The sequence below is a fragment of the Pseudoalteromonas sp. ESRF-bin5 genome (assembly GCF_002632075.1).
GTDB classification, from domain to species: domain Bacteria; phylum Pseudomonadota; class Gammaproteobacteria; order Enterobacterales; family Alteromonadaceae; genus Pseudoalteromonas; species Pseudoalteromonas marina.
This window is the reverse complement of the sequence record NZ_NTLW01000047.1, coordinates 1-20,033: the sequence shown is the minus strand read 5'-3', so window position 1 is coordinate 20,033 and position 20,033 is coordinate 1. Positions and strand designations below refer to the sequence as shown.

Sequence of the window (20,033 nt, the reverse complement as noted above, 5' to 3'; positions counted from 1 at the left end):
CTTAAATTTTATCTAACACATTAACCATTTCAAGCGCACCCAAAGCAGCTTCGCCGCCTTTGTTACCCATTTTGGTACCTGCGCGCTCAATAGCTTGTTCAATGCTTTCAGTGGTTAATACGCCAAATGCAACCGGTATATCATACTCAAGTGATACTTGCGCAAGACCTTTGTTTGACTCGCCAGCAACTAGGTCAAAGTGTGGTGTTCCACCTCTGATCACTACGCCTAAAGCGATGATTGCATCATACTCTTTTTTTGCCGCAACGCGTTTTGCCGCTAAAGGTAATTCAACTGCACCCGGTACATAAATCACAGTAATGTCGTCATCAGATACACCACCGGTACGTTTTAGCTCATCAACAGCACCTTCAAGTAGGCTGCTACCAATAAAGTCATTAAAACGAGAAATGACAATGGCAAATTTTTTGCCCGGTGCGTACTTATTACCTTCAATAATTTTCATTTGATAACCCTAAAAATAAGTTCAAGCGGTTGCGATTGCGCAAAAATTGCTGCGCATCATACCATAATAATAATAAAATAGCCTAGTTTAAGCGTTTGCCTATTGTGGCTCAATGTAATCAATAACTTCTAAATGAAAGCCCGAAAGTGCATGGTATTTTTTAGGGCGACTCATTAATCGCATTTGCTCAATTCCTAAATCTGCAAGAATTTGTGAGCCTACACCAACAGTACGAGAAGTACCTTGAAATTTACGCGGTGTAACATTTTCACCAGCGTCTGCAGCAGCAAATGCCTTAACTGTTGCTTCAAGCTCTTCAGTACTTTCTTGTTTACCTAAAATGACTAGCACACCGTCATTTTTAGCTATATATGCCATTGCATCCGATAAGCCCCAGCTTCTATCTGCGCTTCTATCAGAAAGTAAAATATCGTTAAACGTACTTTGTAAATGCACACGCACCAAGGTTGGTTCTTGCGCTTTAATTTCACCCTTGAGTAGTACGTAGTGTAACTGACCGTCAATCGTGTCTTTGTAAGTGACTAAGTCAAATTCCCCATGCTCTGTTGGCAGTTTACACTTAGCCACTTTTTCGATTGTGGTTTCGTTTAAATTGCGGTATTCAATTAAATCAGCAATTGTGCCAATTTTAATGTCGTGCTCTTTAGCAAAAACTTCTAAATCAGGGCGGCGTGCCATGGTGCCATCAGCATTTAAAATTTCAACAATAACAGAAGACGCTTCAAGCCCTGCTAAGCGAGCTAAATCACAACCGGCTTCTGTATGACCTGCGCGTGTTAATACACCACCTGGCTGTGCCATAATCGGAAAAATATGACCCGGCTGTACAATATCGCTAGGAACAGCACCTTTAGCGATAGCTGCTTGTACCGTGCGTGCTCTATCTGCTGCTGATATACCTGTGGTTACGCCTTTTGATGCTTCTATCGACATAGTAAAGTTAGTTGAAAACGCAGCGCCATTATTTTTAACCATTAAAGGCAAGTCTAGTTGCTCACAACGCTCTTGTGTCATCGTTAAACAAATTAAACCACGGCCATGAGTAGCCATAAAGTTAATTGCTTCTGCGCTAATATGTTCCGCAGCAATGATTAGATCACCTTCATTTTCTCTGTCTTCATCGTCCATTAAAATAACCATTTTACCGGCTTTAATGTCATCTATAATTTCTTGTGCGCTGTGTAAATTCATAAATTCGCTCGTGTAAGTTGTCAGTTTCGTTATTTAATAAAGCCCGCTTTTGCGAGTAAGCTCATTGATATATCTGCGCCGGTTGGCTGCTCTGCGCCTTTGATAAGACGCTCTAAATAACGTGCAATTTGATCGACTTCTAAATTAACTTGAGTGCCTACTTTAAAGTCGGCAATCGTTGTTTGACCGCTGGTGTGCGGCACAATTGTTAATTTAAATTTATTACCTTCAACAGCGTTAACTGTCAGGCTTATACCATCAATACATACCGACCCTTTGTACGGTATGTATTTCATTAAATTTTCATCGGTTGTCAGCCAATATTCAGTAGCTCTTGCATTAGCTGTAATCGCCGTTATTGTTGCAATACCGTCAACATGGCCAGACACTAAATGTCCACCTAAACGCGAAACCGGTTGCATTGCTTTTTCAAGGTTAACTGTTTGCCCTATTGAATAATGTGCAAAACCAGTTAAATGAATTGTTTCGTTAGATAAATCAGCGCTAAAACCATCAACATGTTTATCAACTACCGTTAAACACACGCCATTTGTTGCAATACTGTCACCCAGCTTTACGTCACTCATATCAAGGTCGGCGCTTTGAATACGAATGGCTAAATCGCCTTGTTTTTTTTGTAATAAAGCAATTTTGCCTGTGGCTTCTATTATCCCAGTAAACATAGCGCTACTCTTCTTTGTTAAATGATTTTAATGCGTGCGTTTTTAACGCGTTGATACGTAAATCGTCACCAATACGAACACACTCATTAAAAGATAAATCGATAGTATCTTGCATACTCGTCAATTCAGGGAAGTTTACTAAACTTTTAGCATCATAACCCATCAGTTTTGGTGCGATATAAAAAACATACTCGTCAATTAAATCAAGCTCGGTCATTTTCCCCACAAGGGTTGCCCCAGCTTCCAGCCATATATTATTAAACTGATGCTTTGCTAGTGTTTGTAATACATCGGTTAAATCAACCTTACCCTGTTGCTCGCGCACCGCTATGTGCTCAACAAAATGCGGCCACTGCATTGAATTATCAACCTTGGTAGTAAATATAATTACCGGGTGCGCTATTTTAAATAGCGCAAGGTCAGGTGTTAATCTGTTTTGCGAGTCTATTATAACACGCACCGGCTGACGTAGCGGTAAGTTGGTTGGTAATGAATACGGTAACTCACTTGCTCGAACATTAAGTTTTGCATTATCAACAAGAACCGTATCGGCCCCCGTTAAAATGGCACAGCTTTGAGCGCGGTATAGCTGCACATCTTTTCGTGCAGCAGGGCCTGTGATCCACTTACTTTTTCCGTTTTTTAGCGCTGTTTTGCCATCTATACTGGCTGCTAATTTACAGGTTACGTAAGGAAGCCCTTGCTCCATACGCTTAAAAAAGCCAAAGTTTAATGCGCGCGCCTCTTGTTCAAGCAACCCATGAGCAACTTCTATTCCGGCGTCACTCAATATTTTAAGGCCTTTACCTGCCACTTGCGGGTTGGTATCAACCATGGCTGCAATCACCTTTTTAATACCAGCAGCCTTGAGTCCTTCAGCACAGGGGGGCGTGCGCCCGTAATGGCTACAAGGTTCAAGTGTTACATAGGCAGTTGCACCCTTTGCTTTTTCGCCTGCTACAGCAAGTGCATTGACCTCTGCATGTCCTTGCCCTGCTAACTGATGAAACCCTTCACCAATTATTTGATTATCTTTTACAAGTACACAGCCAACATTCGGATTAGGTGTTGTGGTAAACCGACCTTTTTTAGCAAGCTCAATAGCACGCGCCATATATAGTTTATCGTGCTCGGTAAATGCTGATTGGCTGCTCATGCTTATTCCCCTAAACGGGCAATTTCTTCGCCAAACTCTCGTATATCCTCAAACGAGCGATATACTGACGCAAACCTTACATAAGCGACTTTATCTAACTTTTTAAGCGCTTCCATAATGCATTCACCCACTAAATGGCTTGAAATTTCTCGCTCACCCGTTGCACGTAATTGCGACTTTATTATATTGACTACTTCATCAACTTGTTCTGTACTGACGGGACGCTTCTCAAGTGCACGATTTAAACCATTTAGTAACTTATCTTCGTTAAATGGTTCGCGACTGCCGTCTTGTTTTACAACACGCGGCATAACCAGCTCTGCCCCTTCAAACGTGGTGAAACGTTCATGGCAATCGTTACATTCACGACGGCGGCGAACTTGATGGCCACCGCCAACAAGGCGGGAATCTATAACTTTGGTGTCTTTTGCTGTACAAAATGGGCAATGCATAACTAAAGGTATCCGTTTTAAAAACAAAAAAGCCGCTAAAAAGCGGCTTTTATAATAGCATGATTGCTTATGTGATCTAAATTACCGTTTTACTTTATTAAGCGTAAACAGGTAGTTTTGCACAAATTGCTTTCACTTTTTCTTTTACTTGCGCTTGAACAGACTCATCAGCAATGTTGTCTAGTACATCACAGATCCAGCCAGCAAGCTCTTTAGATTCAGCCTCTTTGAAACCACGGCGCGTGATTGCAGGAGAACCAATACGTAAGCCAGACGTTACAAATGGAGAACGCGGATCATTAGGAACTGAGTTTTTGTTAACCGTAATGTTCGCATTACCTAATGCTGCATCAGCATCTTTACCCGTAATATCTTTATCGATTAAATCAAGTAAGAACAAGTGATTATCTGTTTTACCAGAAACAACTTTGTAGCCACGCTCTTGTAATACGCTAACCATTGCTTGCGCATTTTTAACAACTTGTGTTTGGTATTCTTTAAATTCTGGTTGTAAAGCTTCTTTGAATGCCACTGCTTTTGCAGCAATAACGTGACATAAAGGACCACCTTGGCCACCAGGGAATACAGCACTGTTAAGCTTTTTGTAAATTGCTTCGTCACCACATGCAGAAATAATTAAACCGCCACGAGGGCCCGCTAATGTTTTATGCGTTGTTGTAGTAACAACATGTGCAAATGGTACTGGGCTTGGGTAAACACCCGCAGCAATTAAACCTGCAACATGCGCCATATCAACAAACAAGTAAGCATCTACTTTGTCTGCAATTTCGCGAAACTTAGCCCAATCAACAATACCTGAATAAGCAGAAAAACCTGCGATAATCATTTTTGGCTTGTGCTCTAGTGCTAACGCTTCAACTTGTGCGTAATCAATTTCGCCAGTCTCTTCGTTTAGGCCATACTGAATTGCGTTATATGTTTTACCTGAAAAGTTTACGTGTGAACCATGAGTTAAATGGCCACCGTGTGCTAGGCTCATGCCAAGTACTGTATCAAGCGGGCTTAATAAGGCTTGGAAAACAGCTGCATTGGCTTGCGAACCTGCATGCGGCTGAACGTTTGCGTAGTCAGTACCAAACAATTCGTTTGCGCGGTCAATAGCTAATTGCTCAACCACGTCTACGTGCTCACAGCCACCGTAGTAACGCTTGCCAGGATAACCTTCCGCATATTTGTTAGTAAGTTGAGAACCCTGTGCTTCAAGTACGCGTGGGCTACAGTAGTTTTCAGATGCAATTAACTCAATGTGCTCTTCTTGACGTGATGTTTCTTTACTCATCGCGTCAAATAACTCTGGATCAAAGTCCGAAATATTCATGCTACGTTCTAACATTGGGGGCTCCTGGGCAACGTGTATGGTATTTTTTTAGAGGCTATATTGTACGCTTAAAACCGCACTTTGCCTACGTTCTTAAGTTGAGGATATTTAATCAGGGATTGAAACTATTTCACACCCTTTTTAAGATGATATTTTTAAATAACTTACATAATTATTTTAAATGTTTTTTATTTATTACATTTAATTAGTTAATTAAAAAAGCTATTTCACGGTTTAAAATGTGCAAAAAAAGCGGCCATAGCCGCTTTCGTGTTTACTTAATATTTAAGCTAACTTAGCCAGTATTTCTGTACGCAAAGCGTCGTAATCGGCGTTTATGTCGCTTGCAAGACATGGTTTAGCCAATGCGTCGCTCAATGGCTTTGGCATATCTAGTTCAATATTTAGTATACCTTCTACACTTTCTTTAAACTTAGCTGGATGTGCAGTTGCTAAAAAGATGCCCGCAGCACCCGGTGCTCGGTTATTAACTAAACCTTGATAGGCAATTGCTGTATGTGGCTCTGCAACATACCCTGTTTGATGAATATTTTTCATCACCGTTTGAGTGTTTTCTTCGTCAACACTAATTGAGTAAAAGTTGTCGTAACTAAACCAGTTGTTGTCCAACATAGTTTGCACACGTGGCCAGTTATTCGGCTTACTCACGTCCATCGCATTTGAAAGCGATTCAAGCGTTGCATTAGGCAACCAATTTTTATCAAGTATAAAACGAGGAACGGTGTCGTTTTGGTTTGTTGTTGCACTTAACTTTCCAACCGGCAACCCTATTACAGCGCCAATCATTGCGGCGCATACATTACCAAAGTTACCACTTGGTACAGAAATATGCGCTGTTGCACGCTTTTCTTTTGGCAGTTGTGCAATCGCTTCAAAGTAATAACACACCTGAGCGACTAAGCGGCTTATGTTTATCGAATTTGCTGAATTTAAGCCAAGTGTAGATTTAACTTCATCATCTAAAAACGACTTCTTAACAAGTTCTTGGCAATCGTCAAAACTGCCATCAACCGCGTAACAATGAATATTGCCACCTAAGGTAGTAAATAGCTTTTGCTGAGCAAGTGAAATTTTTCCTTTAGGATAAAGAATAACCACATCAATGTTTGGTTTATTGTAAAATGCATGCGCAACCGCTGCACCAGTATCACCTGATGTTGCTGTTAAAATAGTCACTTTTTCACCTTGGTTAAACTGCGCTAAGCATTCAGCCATAAAGCGCCCACCAAAATCTTTAAAGGCAAGCGTAGGACCATGAAATAGCTCCAAACAATAGGTATTTTCTTCTACCTCGACTAACTTAACTGGAAAATTAAACGCATTTTTAACCATGTCGGCAACAGTGCTACTTGGCAACTCATCACCAATTAAATGGGATAAAATTTTGCTACTGCGCGTAACAAAATCCATATCAAGTAATGCGTCAACATCAGCCATGGGCGCTAACGATTCAGGAAAAAACACTCCTTGATTACGTCCAAGTCCTGTTTTTACTGCTTCAACGAACGACACTTTTTGTGAGTTATCTTTTAAATTATGTAATTGCATGACTTCTAATCCTATAAAACATTTAATTGACGCGTGCCGTCGTTGTCTAACTTACAAATATGGCAAAAACCTTGCTCATTTATATAATTATTTTTTAACCATTTAGCGCATTGCTCGGCCGCTTCAAGTGTTTTACATACAGTAAATAAGGTAGGCCCTGCGCCTGAAATACTAACTACCTCAGCTCCAAGTGCGGGTAAACTTGCTTTCGCCTCGCTAAAACCAGTAATAAGCGGTGCACGGTAAGGTTCTGCTATTTCGTCTTTCATTATGCTTAATGCATCGTCAAAACGTGCTGTTAATAACAAGCTACTAAAAGAGGATAAACGCTGCGCAAACTCAACGCTTGCATGCATGCTAAGATCTTTTGGCAAAACAGAACGCGCTTTTGCTGTATTAAGCGAAAAGCCTGGAAACGCCGCAACGTAATACCAGTTTTCATCAACCGGTAGTTCTATAGATTTATTAGGAATTAAATCGCCAGTTAGCTGCAAACCGCCCAAATAACAGGGCGTAATGTTATCGTAATGGCGTCCGCCACTTACAACTGCTTCAAAATCTGCCATCAACTCAATTAGCTGTACTTGACTTAACTGTGTTTTTGCAAATTTATCAAGCGCTGCAAATGTAGCAACCACCGAACAAGCACTCGATCCTAATCCAGAACCAATTGGCAGGTTTTTTTTAAGCTCTAGCTTTACCGTTGGCATATCTGGTGCGACATGAGCTCTAAAGTGCACTAAACACTGATATGCTAAGTTTTCTTTCGCATCGCTTGGTAATTTATGAGCATATTCGCCTGAACAAACAAACTCATCACAAGGGGCTGCGCTAACAAGTGCTACATCTCCCAATAAACTACCATCAATTGGCGCAAGAGCAGCACCTAGCGCATCAAATCCAACTGCAAAATTACCAATAGATGCAGGCGCATATACTTCAATCATTTTCGACTCCTAGCGCGATAATGTTTTTAAAACGTCTGCAAATACACCTGCAGCAGTTACTTCAGAGCCAGCGCCGTAACCACGAATAACAAAAGGACGTGGTTGGTAGTATTGACTTAAAATTGCAAGCGCATTTTCACCATCGCGAATAACATTAAGCGCATGTGATGAATCAACAGCCTCAATACCTACTTTACAGTGGCCTTCTTTAATTGTGCCAACGTAACGAAGAACTTTCCCTTCACTTGCCGCTTGCTCAATACGTGCGTTAAAGTCAGCGTCTAAGCTAGGTAATTTTGCCATAAACTCATCAATACTGTCTCCTTCGGCAAACCCTTGTGGTAATACCGACTCTACTTCAATGTCGGTTAGCTCTAATTTCATACCTGCTTCACGCGCAATAATTAACAACTTACGCGCAACATCAGTTCCCGATAAATCATCACGAGGATCTGGCTCTGTAAAACCACTTTCTTTTGCTTTAATGGTTGCCTCTGACAGTGATAAACCATCTTGCAAAGCGCCAAACATGTATGACAATGAGCCCGATAAAATACCGCTAAATTCAAGTAATTCATCTCCTGCACCAAATAAAGATTGCAAATTATCGATAACAGGAAGGCCTGCACCTACGTTTGTTTCGTATAAAAACTTGCGGTTATTTTTTTGTGTAGCAGCAATTAAATCTTGGTAATACGTATATGAGCTGGTTGTTGCCTTTTTATTGGCTGCAACAACATGAAAACCCGCATTTAAAAAGTCAACATATTGCGCTGCAAGTGCATCAGACGATGTACAATCCACCAGCACAGGATTAACTAAGTGATTTTGCTTAACAAATTGCTCAACGAGTTTTAGGTCAAATGACTGCTCTGATACTGCTAATTTTTGCTGCCAATCACTAAAGGCAATACCCTCGCTATCAAGATGTAACTGACGAGAGTTAGCAACGCCGTACAAATTAAGTTTAATGTTACGCTTTTCAAGCCATGCTTGTTGGCGCTCTAATTGAGATATCAGTTCTTGCCCTACTAAGCCACACCCTAGTAAAAACACATCAATTGAAGGTACATGCGTGAAAAAGTTCTCATGGCATATTTTCACTGCGTCGTTGCATAACTCACCGTCAATTACAGCTGAAATAGCACTTTCAGTAGAATCTTGTGCAATTGCCACAATGTTTACTTGTGCTTGAGAAAGGGATGCAAAAAACTTAGCGGCTAAACCACGATGTGCCCGCATATTATCACCCACAAGCGTTACTATGGCTAAATTACGCTGTACTTGAACAGGCTCAATTAAACCTGCTTGAGATTCAAGCTCAAACGCTGTTTGTAAAGCCGTTAAAGCAAGGGCTAAGTCGCTCTCATGTACACAAAAGCTAATGCTAAATTCACAAGACGATTGCGTGATCAACACAATAGATACGTTATCGTGAGCAAGCGCATTAAAAACTTTAGAGGCCATGCCTACTTTGCCTTTCATTCCTGGACCCGAGACAGTCAGCATAGCTAAATCTTGCAGGCTTGAAATTGCTTTTACAGGCTCGTCTGATGAAAAGTCATTTCCGATTAGCGACCCTTGGGCATCAGGGTTATGCGTATTTTTTATTTCACACGGCACGCCCGCTTTGGCGCAAGGCAAAATAGTTTTTGGGTGAAGTACTTTTGCGCCAAAGTAAGAAAGCTCCATTGCCTCTTTGTATGACAAAAAGTCAACTTTAGTGGCTTTTTTGATATAACGAGGATCTGCGCTGTAAACACCATCAACATCAGTCCAAATTTGGCAAACATCTGCCTCTAAACACGCCGCTGCAATAGCCGCTGAGTAATCAGATCCATTACGCCCCAGTGTTGTAAGCTCGCCTTTATTATTGCTTGCTGTAAAACCGGGCATAATATAAATCGTGGCTGGCTTTTCTTTTAATGCCGCTTGAAAATGCGCTTTACTTGCAACTAAATCAACCTCAGCATCAATAAAACCACCTGTTGATGCAACGCAACTTGTCGCCTCTAAATAAACCGCTTTATGTGAGTTCAATAAGCGCTGCATAAGCGACACACTTACTCGCTCGCCAAAGCTTATAACAAACGCACGCACTTGATCGGGGCAGCACTTAATTAAAGATACACCATCAAGCTTATTTTTTAGTTCTTCAAAATTTGGCCAGTGGTCAATTGGGCCATACCCTTTTTCTACGGCTGCTTTTAGCTCGTTACAACGACTCGTTAAAGCCTCCCATAAAGAGCTAAAGTCTTGGCCTTGTTCTGCCGAACTCGCTAGAGCAACTAGTGAGTCGGTCATTCCACCGGGCGCCGATAATACCAAAAGCATTTCATCTTTTAATTGTGCTTTAACTAATTGAGCTACCTGCTCAAGGCAGGCAAAGTCGGCAAGTGATGATCCACCAAATTTTAAAACGCGCATTGTTTATGTTCCTCATCCCATAAAACGAAAAAAGGCCTGTGCTCTAAGTGAACACAGGCCTTTAAATTTGTTGCACCGACCTATGCCACTATCCAGAAAGAATGGTGGTTGTAATAATAATGGTCAGTACGCGATTAAATGTTTTCATGGGGTAAGACTGCCTTAACAAAGGCTATGCTGTCAAGTGCAAATTAAAAGATAAAACAGCCTTTTTCGATATAAAAAAACCTAATGAATGCCAAATTTATGCAAAATATTGTCCATTCTTGTTTTATCTATTGGTTTATTAATAAAATCGATAGCACCTAACTGAGCTACACGTAATTTCATTTTCTCTTGTATATCAGCAGAAATCACAAGTACAAAACACTCAATCTTGTTTGTTTTTATGTATTCAAGAACGCCAACGCCGTCAATCTCAGGCATAGTTAAATCCAAGCATAGCAAATCAAAGCGGTTAGTTTTCAGTAATTCAATAGCTTGTGCGCCATTTGTAGCTTGCTGAATATCTGCATCTATACACTGTTGCAAACATCTGATTACTTGTTTTCGTGCAACTGTTGAGTCATCACACACTAAAATAGAAAAATTCATATTATAAAACTACTAAATAAGCATAATTAATGTCGTTAAGGGCGGCTGTCGTTGGTAAGCTCATATCTCGGGTAATAGTACCTATATTTACAACATAATACCTGGGCTTTTTGTCCACATTTTGTAACAATCTATTATTGAATAAACTTAACAAGCCAAAAGGGATAGTTTATTATTACTTAAAAGTATAAAAAACAAACAAAAACCAGTTAATCAATAATATACAAACACTCTTAAGCAGTTAGTATGTGGCAAATAAAAGCAAAAATCAGCCCTAATTTATCATAAAATAAATCATTTATTATTTGTTTTTAAGCATTTATTGACTAAATTTTAAATAGTAGTGTAAATACTTAATTATATCTCAAGGAATTGTTGACCACTCATGCTACAGAAAAGCCTTTCTAAAAGATTACTGACCAGTGTGTTATCGGTCTATTTTTTGCTTACCTTTGTAGTGACATGCGGGCAGGTGCTTGCTGAGTATTTAAACACTAAAGATTACATAAAAGATGAATTAGCAACCTTACAAAAAACCTTCAGCCGTAGCTTAACACGAGCTATTTGGGAGCTTAATACAAAACAAACAATCACCACCGCAGAAGGGCTACTCGCCATCCCCATGATAGAAGGGATCATAGTGCGTGATGACAGTGGTGAAGTTATTTCGCAGCTTGGTCGCTCTTTAGATATTCATAAACTCTATAGCCAGCAACTTGTCCAAGAAGAAGCCATGCTAGAAGACTCTAAATCAGGCTTGTTTGGGTATACATTTCCACTCATATTCGAATTTTCAGGACGAGCCACACAAGTCGGTGATGTTACGTTATTTTCAAGTCGAGAAGTTGTATTAAGCAGAATAATGGTATCAATCTACTTTTTGATTGGTAATGCCATGATTAAGACTACATTCTTAATTATCTTATTTTTAATGGCCTTTAGAAAGCTACTTACCGACCCGCTTTATCAGCTCACCGAACAAATTGAAAACCTGCAACTCGATGAGCTAGAAGGGCAACACATCGAAATTGAGACCGAAGAACATAATGAGCTTAAGGTAATGGAACACTCTTTTAATAACTTAATCGATAAGGTGGTTCAGTACAGAAAAGAGCTTGAACGAACTCAAAATAAATTAATTGTTAGCAACGAGAAGTTAGACCAACATAACATACAATTAGAGCAGGATGTTGCGCGTAAAACGTCTAACTTAAGTCAAGCAATGATGGAATTACAACAGCAAAAATATGAATTAGAAAAACAAAAAATAGTATTAACAGATGAGGTGGACCTTCGCCGCAGTACCGAAAAAGAACTGTTCACCAAACAAGCGGAATCTCAACGCTATATTGATGAATTAAAACTGGCTCAAGAGCGACTCGTTGGTACAGAAAAAATGGCGGCATTAGGTGGCCTAGTTGCGGGGATCACTCACGACATAAACACGCCTATTGGCATCGGCGTTACTGCAGTATCATTTTTAGAAGAGCGTTTAAATAAGTTAGAAAGTGCCTATGCTGAAAAAACACTTTCCCCTAAGGCGTTGGAAGAGTTTATTAACGAAGCCAAACAAAGCACAAGCTTGCTTACAACAAATTTAGATAGAGCCTCTGACCTTATTGCAAGTTTTAAGCAAATTGCTGTAGACCAAGCCAGTGAAGCTGTGCGTACCATAAACTTTAAAGATTATGTAAATGAAGTAATTCGATCGCTTCACCCTAAATTGAAAAAAACATCGCACACTATTAATCTACAATGCCCTGATGACCTAGTATTAAATTTGCCAGCCGGCGCCATAAGCCAAATATTTACTAATCTCATCGTTAATTCGCTTATTCATGGTTTTGAAGGTAAAGACAATGGTGTTATGGACATTAACATCACAAGTGACGAAACCAACCTAACCATTAACTACAAAGACAACGGCAACGGAGTCACCGCTGAGCAGCTTGAAAAATTATTCAATCCGTTTTTCACCACAAAACGAGATGAAGGTGGTAGTGGTTTGGGCACTCACATAATGTTTAATTTAGTTAAACAGACATTAAGCGGCTCAATTGAAGCGACAAGCGAACCTGGCCAAGGATTGCACTATTTTATACAATTTCCTAAAAACATGGCTAAGCCTCTGTCTATATTCAATCAAAGCTAATTCAAATAGTCGTTAATCAGTCATTTCGAGGAGCGACTTTTATTGCTATGATTGAGCAAATTTTTCAGATGGATTATCTCCCCTATGTGGTTTAGTAACCTTATTTGTTACCGCTTTAAACAAGATGTTTCGTACACACAAGAAGACTTTGATAAAGCATTAGAACAAGATCTATTTCGTCCTTGCACAGGTCAAGAGCTCTCTACGTTTGGCTGGACGAAAGCATTTGGAAAGCATAGCGAAGCACTTTCTCACTTCTCTCAAAAAAGTATTTTAGTGTGTGCTAAACGCGAAGAAAAAGTATTACCGGCATCAGTCATCAACGAATTAGTTGCCGAAAAAGTTGACCAAATCGAAGCTGAAGAAAACCGCCCTGTTAAAAAGAAAGAAAAAGACGAACTTAAAGAAAATATTCTTCACACTCTACTTCCGCAAGCATTTAAAAAGTCGAGCTTACAATTTGCATTTATTGACCAAGAAAACGGTTGGGTTGTGGTTAATAGTGCAAGCTTTAATAAAGCTGAAGAGCTGTTAGCACTGTTACGTAAATCGTTAGGTACGCTTCCAGTTGTGCCTGCATTTGCAAATTATGACCTTGATGTATTTTTAACTGATTGGCTAACTAACTTCAGCACACCTGAAGGCTTTGCAATTGGTTCTGACGCTGAGCTTGAAGAAGCTGATGACAGTGGCGCGCAAGTTAAATTAAAAGGCCATGACTTGTCATGTGATGAAGTTAAATCACATCTTGAAAGTGGTAAACGCGTTACCAAGCTTGCCCTCGATTGGCAAGAACGTGTTAAATTCATGCTTCAAAATGATGGCTCAATTAAACGTCTAAGTTATTCAGATACACTGAAAGAAGAAAACGCTGACATACCTAAAGAAGATATGGCAGTAAAACTTGATGCTGACTTCATTTTAGCATCAGAAGAAATTAAACAATTGTTAGAAGAGCTAACCCAAGGTTTAGGCGATGCAGATGATTTAGCCAATCCATAACCGAAAGTTTAATGGCAATAAAAAAGCACGATTAAATCGTGCTTTTTTATTGCGCTAAATTTAAGGCTTAATTAGCTAAACATGTCTTTTACATCTGCAAGCATTTCATTGTATTCATCGCTTGAGAACAACTGCATAGATGAAATAACACCTTTATCTATATACGTTTGTAAAGCAGCTGATTTATCAGATACCTGTAAAGTGCCCTCTAAAATAGCCCCAATTCGAATAAAATCTACATAACTTATTTGTTCTGGTTTATAGCTTGGATCTGCCCAACTTAAAGCTACATCGGAGAACTCTGCAGGAAATTCCCACGCATCCATGATTGATGAGCCAATTTTACCACTTAGTTTTTGAATGGCATGTGCTAAAAAGCTAGGATTTGCAAACACTTCAGGGTGACGCTCAGCCTCAGTTAAAATAGGCAGCACACCAATATTATAAACTAAGGCAGCTAAGGTAATTGAGTCGCGATTTAACGAGGTACGTTTATTATTTTGTAAGTAAAACTCCATTAGCGTAATGGAATGACTCGCCACAGTTAATGTTTTTTGCCACGCCTTACCCATATAGCCTTTAATAAGGTCGTTGTTAGAAACAAATAGTTGTTCCATTGCCATCGCTGTCGCTATATTTTTAATTTGGCGCAATCCAATACGGGTGACTGCTTGATGTAAGGTAGATACCTTAACCGCACGTCCCATGATTGCACTATTAGCCACTTTGATCATACGAGCAGATAACGAAGGGTCTTGTGAAATAACTTCCGACATTTGCATCAAATTAACTTCAGGATCGTCTGCAGCTTGGCGAACTTTAATCGCAACCTCAGGGAGTGTAGGTAATACAAGCGTATCGTTATTTATTCTATCAACTAATATTGTTAATAATGCATTCTCTGTAGACATAAAGCAGTCATCCTTTTTAGTTGTAATATTACTACACGCTACAACAGTTAATTTTTATAATAATGAACTTACAATCAGTATTGCCTAACTTACCGTTAAAGTTAAGAAAATTTTATAACTTTATTTCTGTCTCTCATTTTCAACGACACTATTGCCCATACACCGCCTAATACTTGCTATTTACTGTTTAGGTTTGCTTTAATGCTGGCACAATATAGTAGCGTGCCGTCAACGAGCCTCCCAACAAGCATCTACTTATCATTAAATTAACTTTTAAATAGGCAAAATAATGATCTTAAATAAAATTAGCCAAGCCATTTTACTCTCTGGTGTTGTTTTTCTGAGTGCGTGTTCAGATAAACCTTCGTCACCTGCCGAGACCACATCGCAAACACCCGTAAAAGTAATGGGGCCTGAGCTTATTAATGTTGATGAACAACGCTTAAATATATACACCGACTTTAGCTTACAAAGCGATTTATCACACTTGAGTGACAATCAAAAAGCAATGATTGCCATCCTTATAGATGCGTCAAAAATAATGGATGCCTTATTTTGGAAACAAGCATTTGGTGAAGATAAAGAGACATTTTTAGCAAAGCTAACCGATCAACAAATTCGCAAATTTGCTGACATAAACTACGGCCCGTGGGATCGTTTAAATGGCGATGAAACGTTCCTTTCAGGTTATAAAGAAAAGCCATTAGGTGCGCAGTTTTACCCAGCGGATATAACTAAAGAAGAGCTTAATAACGCAGACGTTGAAGACAAAACAGGCTTATACTCAATTATCAAACGCGACGAACAAGGCAAGCTTTACAGCGTGCCTTACTCAAAAGAGTACGCAACAGAACTTGCTAAGGCAGCCGACCTTCTTCGCCAAGCCAGCAAACTTGCCGACAATAAAGAATTTGCAAATTACTTAAATCTTCGTGCGGACGCGCTGCAAAAAGATGACTTTCAGGTTTCTGATTTTGCCTGGATGGACATGAAAAACAACCCCATTGATGTTGTTATTGGACCAATTGAAACTTACGAAGATCAACTATTTGGGTATCGTACTGCCTATGAATCTTATGTATTAATCAAAGATTTAAAGTGGAGTGAACGTCTTGCCAAGTTTGCAGCCTTTTTGCCTGAACTTCAAAAAGGTTTACCTGTTGATGACAAATACAAACACGAAGTACCTGGTTCAGATGCTGACTTAAATGCCTACGACGTTGTTTATTATGCAGGTCATTCAAATGCAGGCAGCAAAACCATTGCAATCAACTTACCTAACGATGAACAGGTACAGTTAGAAAAAGGCACGCGCCGCCTACAACTTAAAAATGCCATGCGCGCTAAATTTGATAAAATTTTAGTGCCTATTTCAGAGCAGTTAATCGTGCCTGAACAACGAAAGCACATTACCTTTGATGCTTTTTTTGCAAACACCATGTTCCATGAAGTAGCGCATGGTTTAGGTATTAAAAATACCATTACGGGTAAAGGAACGGTTCGCCAATCATTACAAGAGCACGCAAGCGCACTTGAAGAAGGTAAAGCCGATATTTTAGGTTTATACATGGTTGAGCAATTATTAAATAAAGGCGAAATCAGCGAAGGAACCATTGAAGATTACTACATTACTTTTATGGCCGGTATTTTCCGCTCAGTGCGCTTTGGCGCGTCAAGTGCACACGGTAAAGCAAATATGATTCGCTTTAACTTTTTTGCACAAGAAGGCGCATTTTCTAAAAATGAAGAAGGCTTTTACCGCGTTAATATGGAAAAAATGAGTATTGCTATGGCGAAGCTTTCTCGTCTAATTTTAACTTTGCAAGGTGACGGCGATTACCAAAAAGTCGACCAGCTGATTGCAACCCATGGTGATATTAAAGAGTCTCTCACCAAAGATTTAGAAAAACTAAGCCAAGCAAACATCCCTGTAGATGTGACCTTTAAACAAGGTAAAGACGTACTTGGTCTTAACTAATTAAAACTAAAAAGGCGTTACAGTTAACCTTGTAACGCCTTTATTTTTATTTGCTTATAACATCACGCACTTTAGATTCAAGGCTTTTCATCCCCCAACGTCTTCCTTTTTCAAGCGCCTCATCAATACTTAACCCGTCTTCATGGGCTGAAATAGCAACTAAAGCCCCAACTCGATTACTACTAGCACAATGAACCAAAACCGGCTCACCGTTTAGTTTTTTAAGTAAATTTGCTAAGTTGCGTGCATTTGCGACTGTAATATCTTGCGCACCAGAAATAGGCAATGCGTGATAATCCATACCAAGCGTTTGAACAAACTCACCTTCATCCCAATCTTGTTCATTTGTCCCACGTAAATTTATAACGTGCTTCACATCTGCTTTAGATAATTGCTTTAATTGCTCTTTGCTGGGCTGTGCAGCCGAATACACAAGGTCGCTATGAACAGCAAAGTTCTTAATATCAGCTTTTTTTACAACCTCGGTATTATTTACCTGCTCAGTAGCAGCAACATAACCGCCCGATAACGCAATAACAAATAAGCTCGTACTCAGGGTTTTAAGTAATTTCATTTTAATCCTCACTTGTGTAAATGTTTTGCTTTTAAAAACGTGCTTTTATTTTTTCTATTTGTTCTTCAGTGTAAGGGACTGCCGCAAACTTACCCCATATTGGCGCAGGCCACGCTATATCAGTTTTAAATCGTGCAATATGATGAATGTGTAATTGCGGCACCATATTCCCTAAAGCTGCGACGTTTAATTTATCTGGGTTAAAAACCTCAATAAGTAACTTACTTAGTTTTGCAGACTCTTTTAAATACACCACTTGATCGTCTTCAGATAAGTCGATGATTTCTTTTAAACCAGCTTGCCTTGGCACTAATACAAACCACGGGTACAGGCTATCGTTTAATAAAAGCACCTTGCACAGTGGCCAATCGGCTAACTCTATACAATCTCGTTTAAGTTCAACGGCCAGTTCAAAGTCGCTATCTGTCATTGTGTTTTTCCTTGTTAATCTTTAATAATTGCTACTTTATAGCATTTAGTTGCAGTTGCACACGCTTGGCTTTACCATTCAAAATAATATTTATACTGAGCTAAGGTAACCTTGTGCTAAAAAAAATAAAACACCTCTCACTCGCTGTACCACTGATTGTGGGCGCTATCAGTGTTCAAGCAAAACCTTTATCGCTAGAACGCATTTTTGATGATCCAAGCCTATCAGGTAAATCTCCCGTTCAACTTAAATTTTCGCCAGATGGAAGCCGTGTAACTTACCTACAGGGTAAAACTGACGACTACAACCGCTACGATTTGTGGGAATACAACTTAGAAGATAACACTAATCGTGTATTGGTCGATTCAGCCGAATTATTTTCTGGCCCTGAAAACCTATCAGACGAAGAAAAAGCACGCCGCGAACGCCAACGTATTTTTGGCAAAGGTATTCTAGAGTACACATGGTCAACCGATGGCAAAGCACTTTTATTTCCGCTTAATGGCGATCTGTACTACTACGACTTAGCCTCAGCTAAAAGTAAAAAGCTAACCAACACAGATGCATTTGAAACCGATGCACGCTTTTCGCCAAAAGGAAACTATGTATCGTTTATACGCGAACAAAACCTATACGCATTAGCTCTTAATTCAGGTAAAGAAATTCAATTAAGCCAAGACGGTGGCGGCGTTATTAAAAATGGTATGGCCGAATTTGTAGCGCAAGAAGAAATGAGCCGCATGACTGGCTACTGGTGGTCGGGCGATGAAACTAAAATTGCTTATACACGTGTTGATGAGTCACCTGTTAAAGAAGCTATTCGCAACGAAATATACGCTGACGAAGTAAAGCTCTTTAATCAACGTTATCCATTTACCGGTACCGACAACGTTAAAATTCAACTCGGTGTGGTTAAGTTAAACAATCAACATGTTGATTGGATTGATTTAGGTAAAGACGAAGATATTTACATTGCTCGCGCTAAATGGTTAAAAGACAGCAAAACACTTTCTTACCAATGGCAAAATCGTTCGCAACAAACACTCGAACTTCGCTTTTATGACTCTGAGTCTAAAAAGCAAAAAGTAGCCCTAACAGAAAACAGCGATACATGGATCAACCTACATTTTGACCTCGTTTTTTTAAAAGACAAAAAACACTTTGTGTGGGCTTCTGAGCGTGATGGGTTTAAGCACCTTTATCTTTACCGCACAAATGGACAATTAGTTCGTCAAATTACATCGGGGGACTGGGCTGTTGATAGCCTAAAAGGCATTGATGAGAAAAAAGGCATTGTGTACTTTGCTGGCAGAAAAGACACACCACTTGAAAGCCACTTATACAGCGCACCTTTATTTAAAAAAGGTGACTCTAAACGAATTACTGAACAAGGCCAGTACCACAACGTAGTGCTAGCAAAAGATAATAAAACCTTTATTGACACAAGTTCTTCTGTTAATAAGCCTAAATCGGCAGCACTGCGTAAAGTTAACGGCGAATTTATTACTTGGCTTGAAGAAAACAAGCTAGATAACAGCCACCCACTTACACCTTATTTGAGCAATTTAGCAACACCTGAGTATGGCACGTTAAAAGCTGACGATGGACAAATAATGCATTACCGCTTATTCAAACCAACTAATATGAGTGCAGGTAAAAAGCACCCAGTCATTGTTAACGTATACGGCGGCCCGCATGCTCAACGCGTTACAAACAGCTGGCGCAGTAAAAATTTATACTTTCAATATATGGCGCAGCAAGGTTATGTAATTTTTCAACTTGATAACCGTGGTTCGTACAACCGTGGTAAAAAGTTTGAAGACGCTATATACAAAAACCTAGGTGACGTTGAAGTAAGCGACCAAATTAAAGGCGTTGAATTTTTACGTACACTTGACTACGTAGATGCTAAACGCATTGGTATTTACGGCCATAGCTACGGTGGCTATATGGCGCTTATGACCATGTTTAAAGCTGGTGACTACTTTACTGCCGGTGTATCAGGTGCTCCGGTAACTGATTGGGCATTATACGACACTCATTACACAGAGCGTTATTTAGGTCACCCTGATACAAATGCAAAAGGTTATGAAGCTAGCGCAGTATTTCCATATACCGATGGTCTTAAGGGACCACTAATG

17 protein-coding genes are annotated in these 20,033 nt (G+C 39.7%); 4 read left to right on the top strand and 13 right to left on the bottom strand.

Annotated features, from left to right (window positions below):
• Position 1: 1 nt before the first annotated feature.
• From ribH to BCG07_RS01300, 10 genes are all read right to left on the bottom strand, one after another.
• A complete protein-coding gene (ribH, locus tag BCG07_RS01345) occupies positions 2 to 466 on the bottom strand; it encodes a 6,7-dimethyl-8-ribityllumazine synthase (RefSeq protein ID WP_006794268.1) in 465 nt (154 codons plus the stop codon).
• A gap of 99 nt (positions 467 to 565) precedes the next feature.
• Complete coding sequence (gene ribBA, locus BCG07_RS01340; protein WP_006794269.1) at positions 566 to 1,678, bottom strand: bifunctional 3,4-dihydroxy-2-butanone-4-phosphate synthase/GTP cyclohydrolase II; 1,113 nt, start codon at positions 1,676 to 1,678, stop codon at positions 566 to 568.
• Positions 1,679 to 1,707: 29 nt separating this feature from the next.
• The gene (locus tag BCG07_RS01335) at positions 1,708 to 2,361 is read right to left on the bottom strand and encodes a riboflavin synthase (protein ID WP_010557798.1); all 654 of its coding nucleotides are present in this window, start codon (positions 2,359 to 2,361) and stop codon (positions 1,708 to 1,710) included.
• A 4-nt stretch (positions 2,362 to 2,365) separates the two neighbouring features.
• Positions 2,366 to 3,517, bottom strand: coding sequence for a bifunctional diaminohydroxyphosphoribosylaminopyrimidine deaminase/5-amino-6-(5-phosphoribosylamino)uracil reductase RibD (gene ribD, locus BCG07_RS01330; protein WP_243531511.1), 1,152 nt, complete (start codon positions 3,515 to 3,517; stop codon positions 2,366 to 2,368).
• Between the two features lie 2 nt (positions 3,518 to 3,519).
• Positions 3,520 to 3,969, bottom strand: coding sequence for a transcriptional regulator NrdR (gene nrdR, locus BCG07_RS01325; RefSeq protein WP_006794272.1), 450 nt, complete (start codon positions 3,967 to 3,969; stop codon positions 3,520 to 3,522).
• A 97-nt stretch (positions 3,970 to 4,066) separates the two neighbouring features.
• Positions 4,067 to 5,323 carry a serine hydroxymethyltransferase gene (glyA, locus tag BCG07_RS01320; protein ID WP_006794273.1) on the bottom strand — a complete coding sequence of 419 codons (1,257 nt, stop codon included), beginning with the start codon at positions 5,321 to 5,323 and terminating at the stop codon, positions 4,067 to 4,069.
• A 270-nt stretch (positions 5,324 to 5,593) separates the two neighbouring features.
• The gene (gene thrC / locus BCG07_RS01315) at positions 5,594 to 6,877 is read right to left on the bottom strand and encodes a threonine synthase (RefSeq protein ID WP_006794274.1); all 1,284 of its coding nucleotides are present in this window, start codon (positions 6,875 to 6,877) and stop codon (positions 5,594 to 5,596) included.
• 11 nt (positions 6,878 to 6,888) lie between these two features.
• Positions 6,889 to 7,824, bottom strand: a complete 936-nt coding sequence (gene thrB / locus BCG07_RS01310) for a homoserine kinase (RefSeq protein ID WP_243531513.1) — start codon at positions 7,822 to 7,824, stop codon at positions 6,889 to 6,891.
• Positions 7,825 to 7,833: 9 nt separating this feature from the next.
• Complete coding sequence (gene thrA / locus BCG07_RS01305; RefSeq protein ID WP_277053557.1) at positions 7,834 to 10,251, bottom strand: bifunctional aspartate kinase/homoserine dehydrogenase I; 2,418 nt, start codon at positions 10,249 to 10,251, stop codon at positions 7,834 to 7,836.
• A 228-nt stretch (positions 10,252 to 10,479) separates the two neighbouring features.
• A complete protein-coding gene (locus tag BCG07_RS01300) occupies positions 10,480 to 10,845 on the bottom strand; it encodes a response regulator (RefSeq protein ID WP_006794277.1) in 366 nt (121 codons plus the stop codon).
• Between the two features lie 385 nt (positions 10,846 to 11,230).
• Here BCG07_RS01300 and BCG07_RS01295 point away from each other — a divergent pair, with 385 nt between their 5' ends.
• Positions 11,231 to 12,997, top strand: a complete 1,767-nt coding sequence (locus BCG07_RS01295) for an ATP-binding protein (protein ID WP_286888191.1) — start codon at positions 11,231 to 11,233, stop codon at positions 12,995 to 12,997.
• 84 nt (positions 12,998 to 13,081) lie between these two features.
• The gene (gene rdgC, locus BCG07_RS01290) at positions 13,082 to 13,999 is read left to right on the top strand and encodes a recombination-associated protein RdgC (RefSeq protein ID WP_006794279.1); all 918 of its coding nucleotides are present in this window, start codon (positions 13,082 to 13,084) and stop codon (positions 13,997 to 13,999) included.
• Between the two features lie 71 nt (positions 14,000 to 14,070).
• On the opposite strand, the gene BCG07_RS01285 is transcribed toward rdgC, so the two are convergent.
• Positions 14,071 to 14,910 carry an HDOD domain-containing protein gene (locus tag BCG07_RS01285; protein ID WP_006794280.1) on the bottom strand — a complete coding sequence of 280 codons (840 nt, stop codon included), beginning with the start codon at positions 14,908 to 14,910 and terminating at the stop codon, positions 14,071 to 14,073.
• Between the two features lie 289 nt (positions 14,911 to 15,199).
• On the opposite strand from BCG07_RS01285, the gene BCG07_RS01280 reads away from it, so the two are divergent.
• Complete coding sequence (locus BCG07_RS01280; RefSeq protein ID WP_138740797.1) at positions 15,200 to 16,888, top strand: DUF8614 domain-containing protein; 1,689 nt, start codon at positions 15,200 to 15,202, stop codon at positions 16,886 to 16,888.
• 46 nt (positions 16,889 to 16,934) lie between these two features.
• Here BCG07_RS01280 and BCG07_RS01275 read toward each other — a convergent pair whose 3' ends face one another.
• Positions 16,935 to 17,462, bottom strand: a complete 528-nt coding sequence (locus BCG07_RS01275; RefSeq protein ID WP_286888186.1) for a protein tyrosine phosphatase family protein — start codon at positions 17,460 to 17,462, stop codon at positions 16,935 to 16,937.
• A gap of 31 nt (positions 17,463 to 17,493) precedes the next feature.
• Positions 17,494 to 17,892, bottom strand: a complete 399-nt coding sequence (locus tag BCG07_RS01270) for an HIT domain-containing protein (RefSeq protein WP_010557806.1) — start codon at positions 17,890 to 17,892, stop codon at positions 17,494 to 17,496.
• Positions 17,893 to 18,005: 113 nt separating this feature from the next.
• Here BCG07_RS01270 and BCG07_RS01265 point away from each other — a divergent pair.
• Positions 18,006 to 20,033, top strand: a 2,028-nt coding sequence (locus BCG07_RS01265; protein WP_286888183.1) for a S9 family peptidase, incomplete at its 3' end; no start/stop codon positions are given.

Coding starts and splice junctions, on each gene's coding strand:
- ribH (WP_006794268.1), bottom strand. CDS start 466: ATGAAAATTATTGAAGGTAATAAGTACGCACCGGGCAAAAAATTTGCC.
- ribBA (WP_006794269.1), bottom strand. CDS start 1,678: ATGAATTTACACAGCGCACAAGAAATTATAGATGACATTAAAGCCGGT.
- BCG07_RS01335 (WP_010557798.1), bottom strand. CDS start 2,361: ATGTTTACTGGGATAATAGAAGCCACAGGCAAAATTGCTTTATTACAA.
- ribD (WP_243531511.1), bottom strand. CDS start 3,517: ATGAGCAGCCAATCAGCATTTACCGAGCACGATAAACTATATATGGCG.
- nrdR (WP_006794272.1), bottom strand. CDS start 3,969: ATGCATTGCCCATTTTGTACAGCAAAAGACACCAAAGTTATAGATTCC.
- glyA (WP_006794273.1), bottom strand. CDS start 5,323: ATGTTAGAACGTAGCATGAATATTTCGGACTTTGATCCAGAGTTATTT.
- thrC (WP_006794274.1), bottom strand. CDS start 6,877: ATGCAATTACATAATTTAAAAGATAACTCACAAAAAGTGTCGTTCGTT.
- thrB (WP_243531513.1), bottom strand. CDS start 7,824: ATGATTGAAGTATATGCGCCTGCATCTATTGGTAATTTTGCAGTTGGA.
- thrA (WP_277053557.1), bottom strand. CDS start 10,251: ATGCGCGTTTTAAAATTTGGTGGATCATCACTTGCCGACTTTGCCTGC.
- BCG07_RS01300 (WP_006794277.1), bottom strand. CDS start 10,845: ATGAATTTTTCTATTTTAGTGTGTGATGACTCAACAGTTGCACGAAAA.
- BCG07_RS01295 (WP_286888191.1), top strand. CDS start 11,231: ATGCTACAGAAAAGCCTTTCTAAAAGATTACTGACCAGTGTGTTATCG.
- rdgC (WP_006794279.1), top strand. CDS start 13,082: ATGTGGTTTAGTAACCTTATTTGTTACCGCTTTAAACAAGATGTTTCG.
- BCG07_RS01285 (WP_006794280.1), bottom strand. CDS start 14,910: ATGTCTACAGAGAATGCATTATTAACAATATTAGTTGATAGAATAAAT.
- BCG07_RS01280 (WP_138740797.1), top strand. CDS start 15,200: ATGATCTTAAATAAAATTAGCCAAGCCATTTTACTCTCTGGTGTTGTT.
- BCG07_RS01275 (WP_286888186.1), bottom strand. CDS start 17,462: ATGAAATTACTTAAAACCCTGAGTACGAGCTTATTTGTTATTGCGTTA.
- BCG07_RS01270 (WP_010557806.1), bottom strand. CDS start 17,892: ATGACAGATAGCGACTTTGAACTGGCCGTTGAACTTAAACGAGATTGT.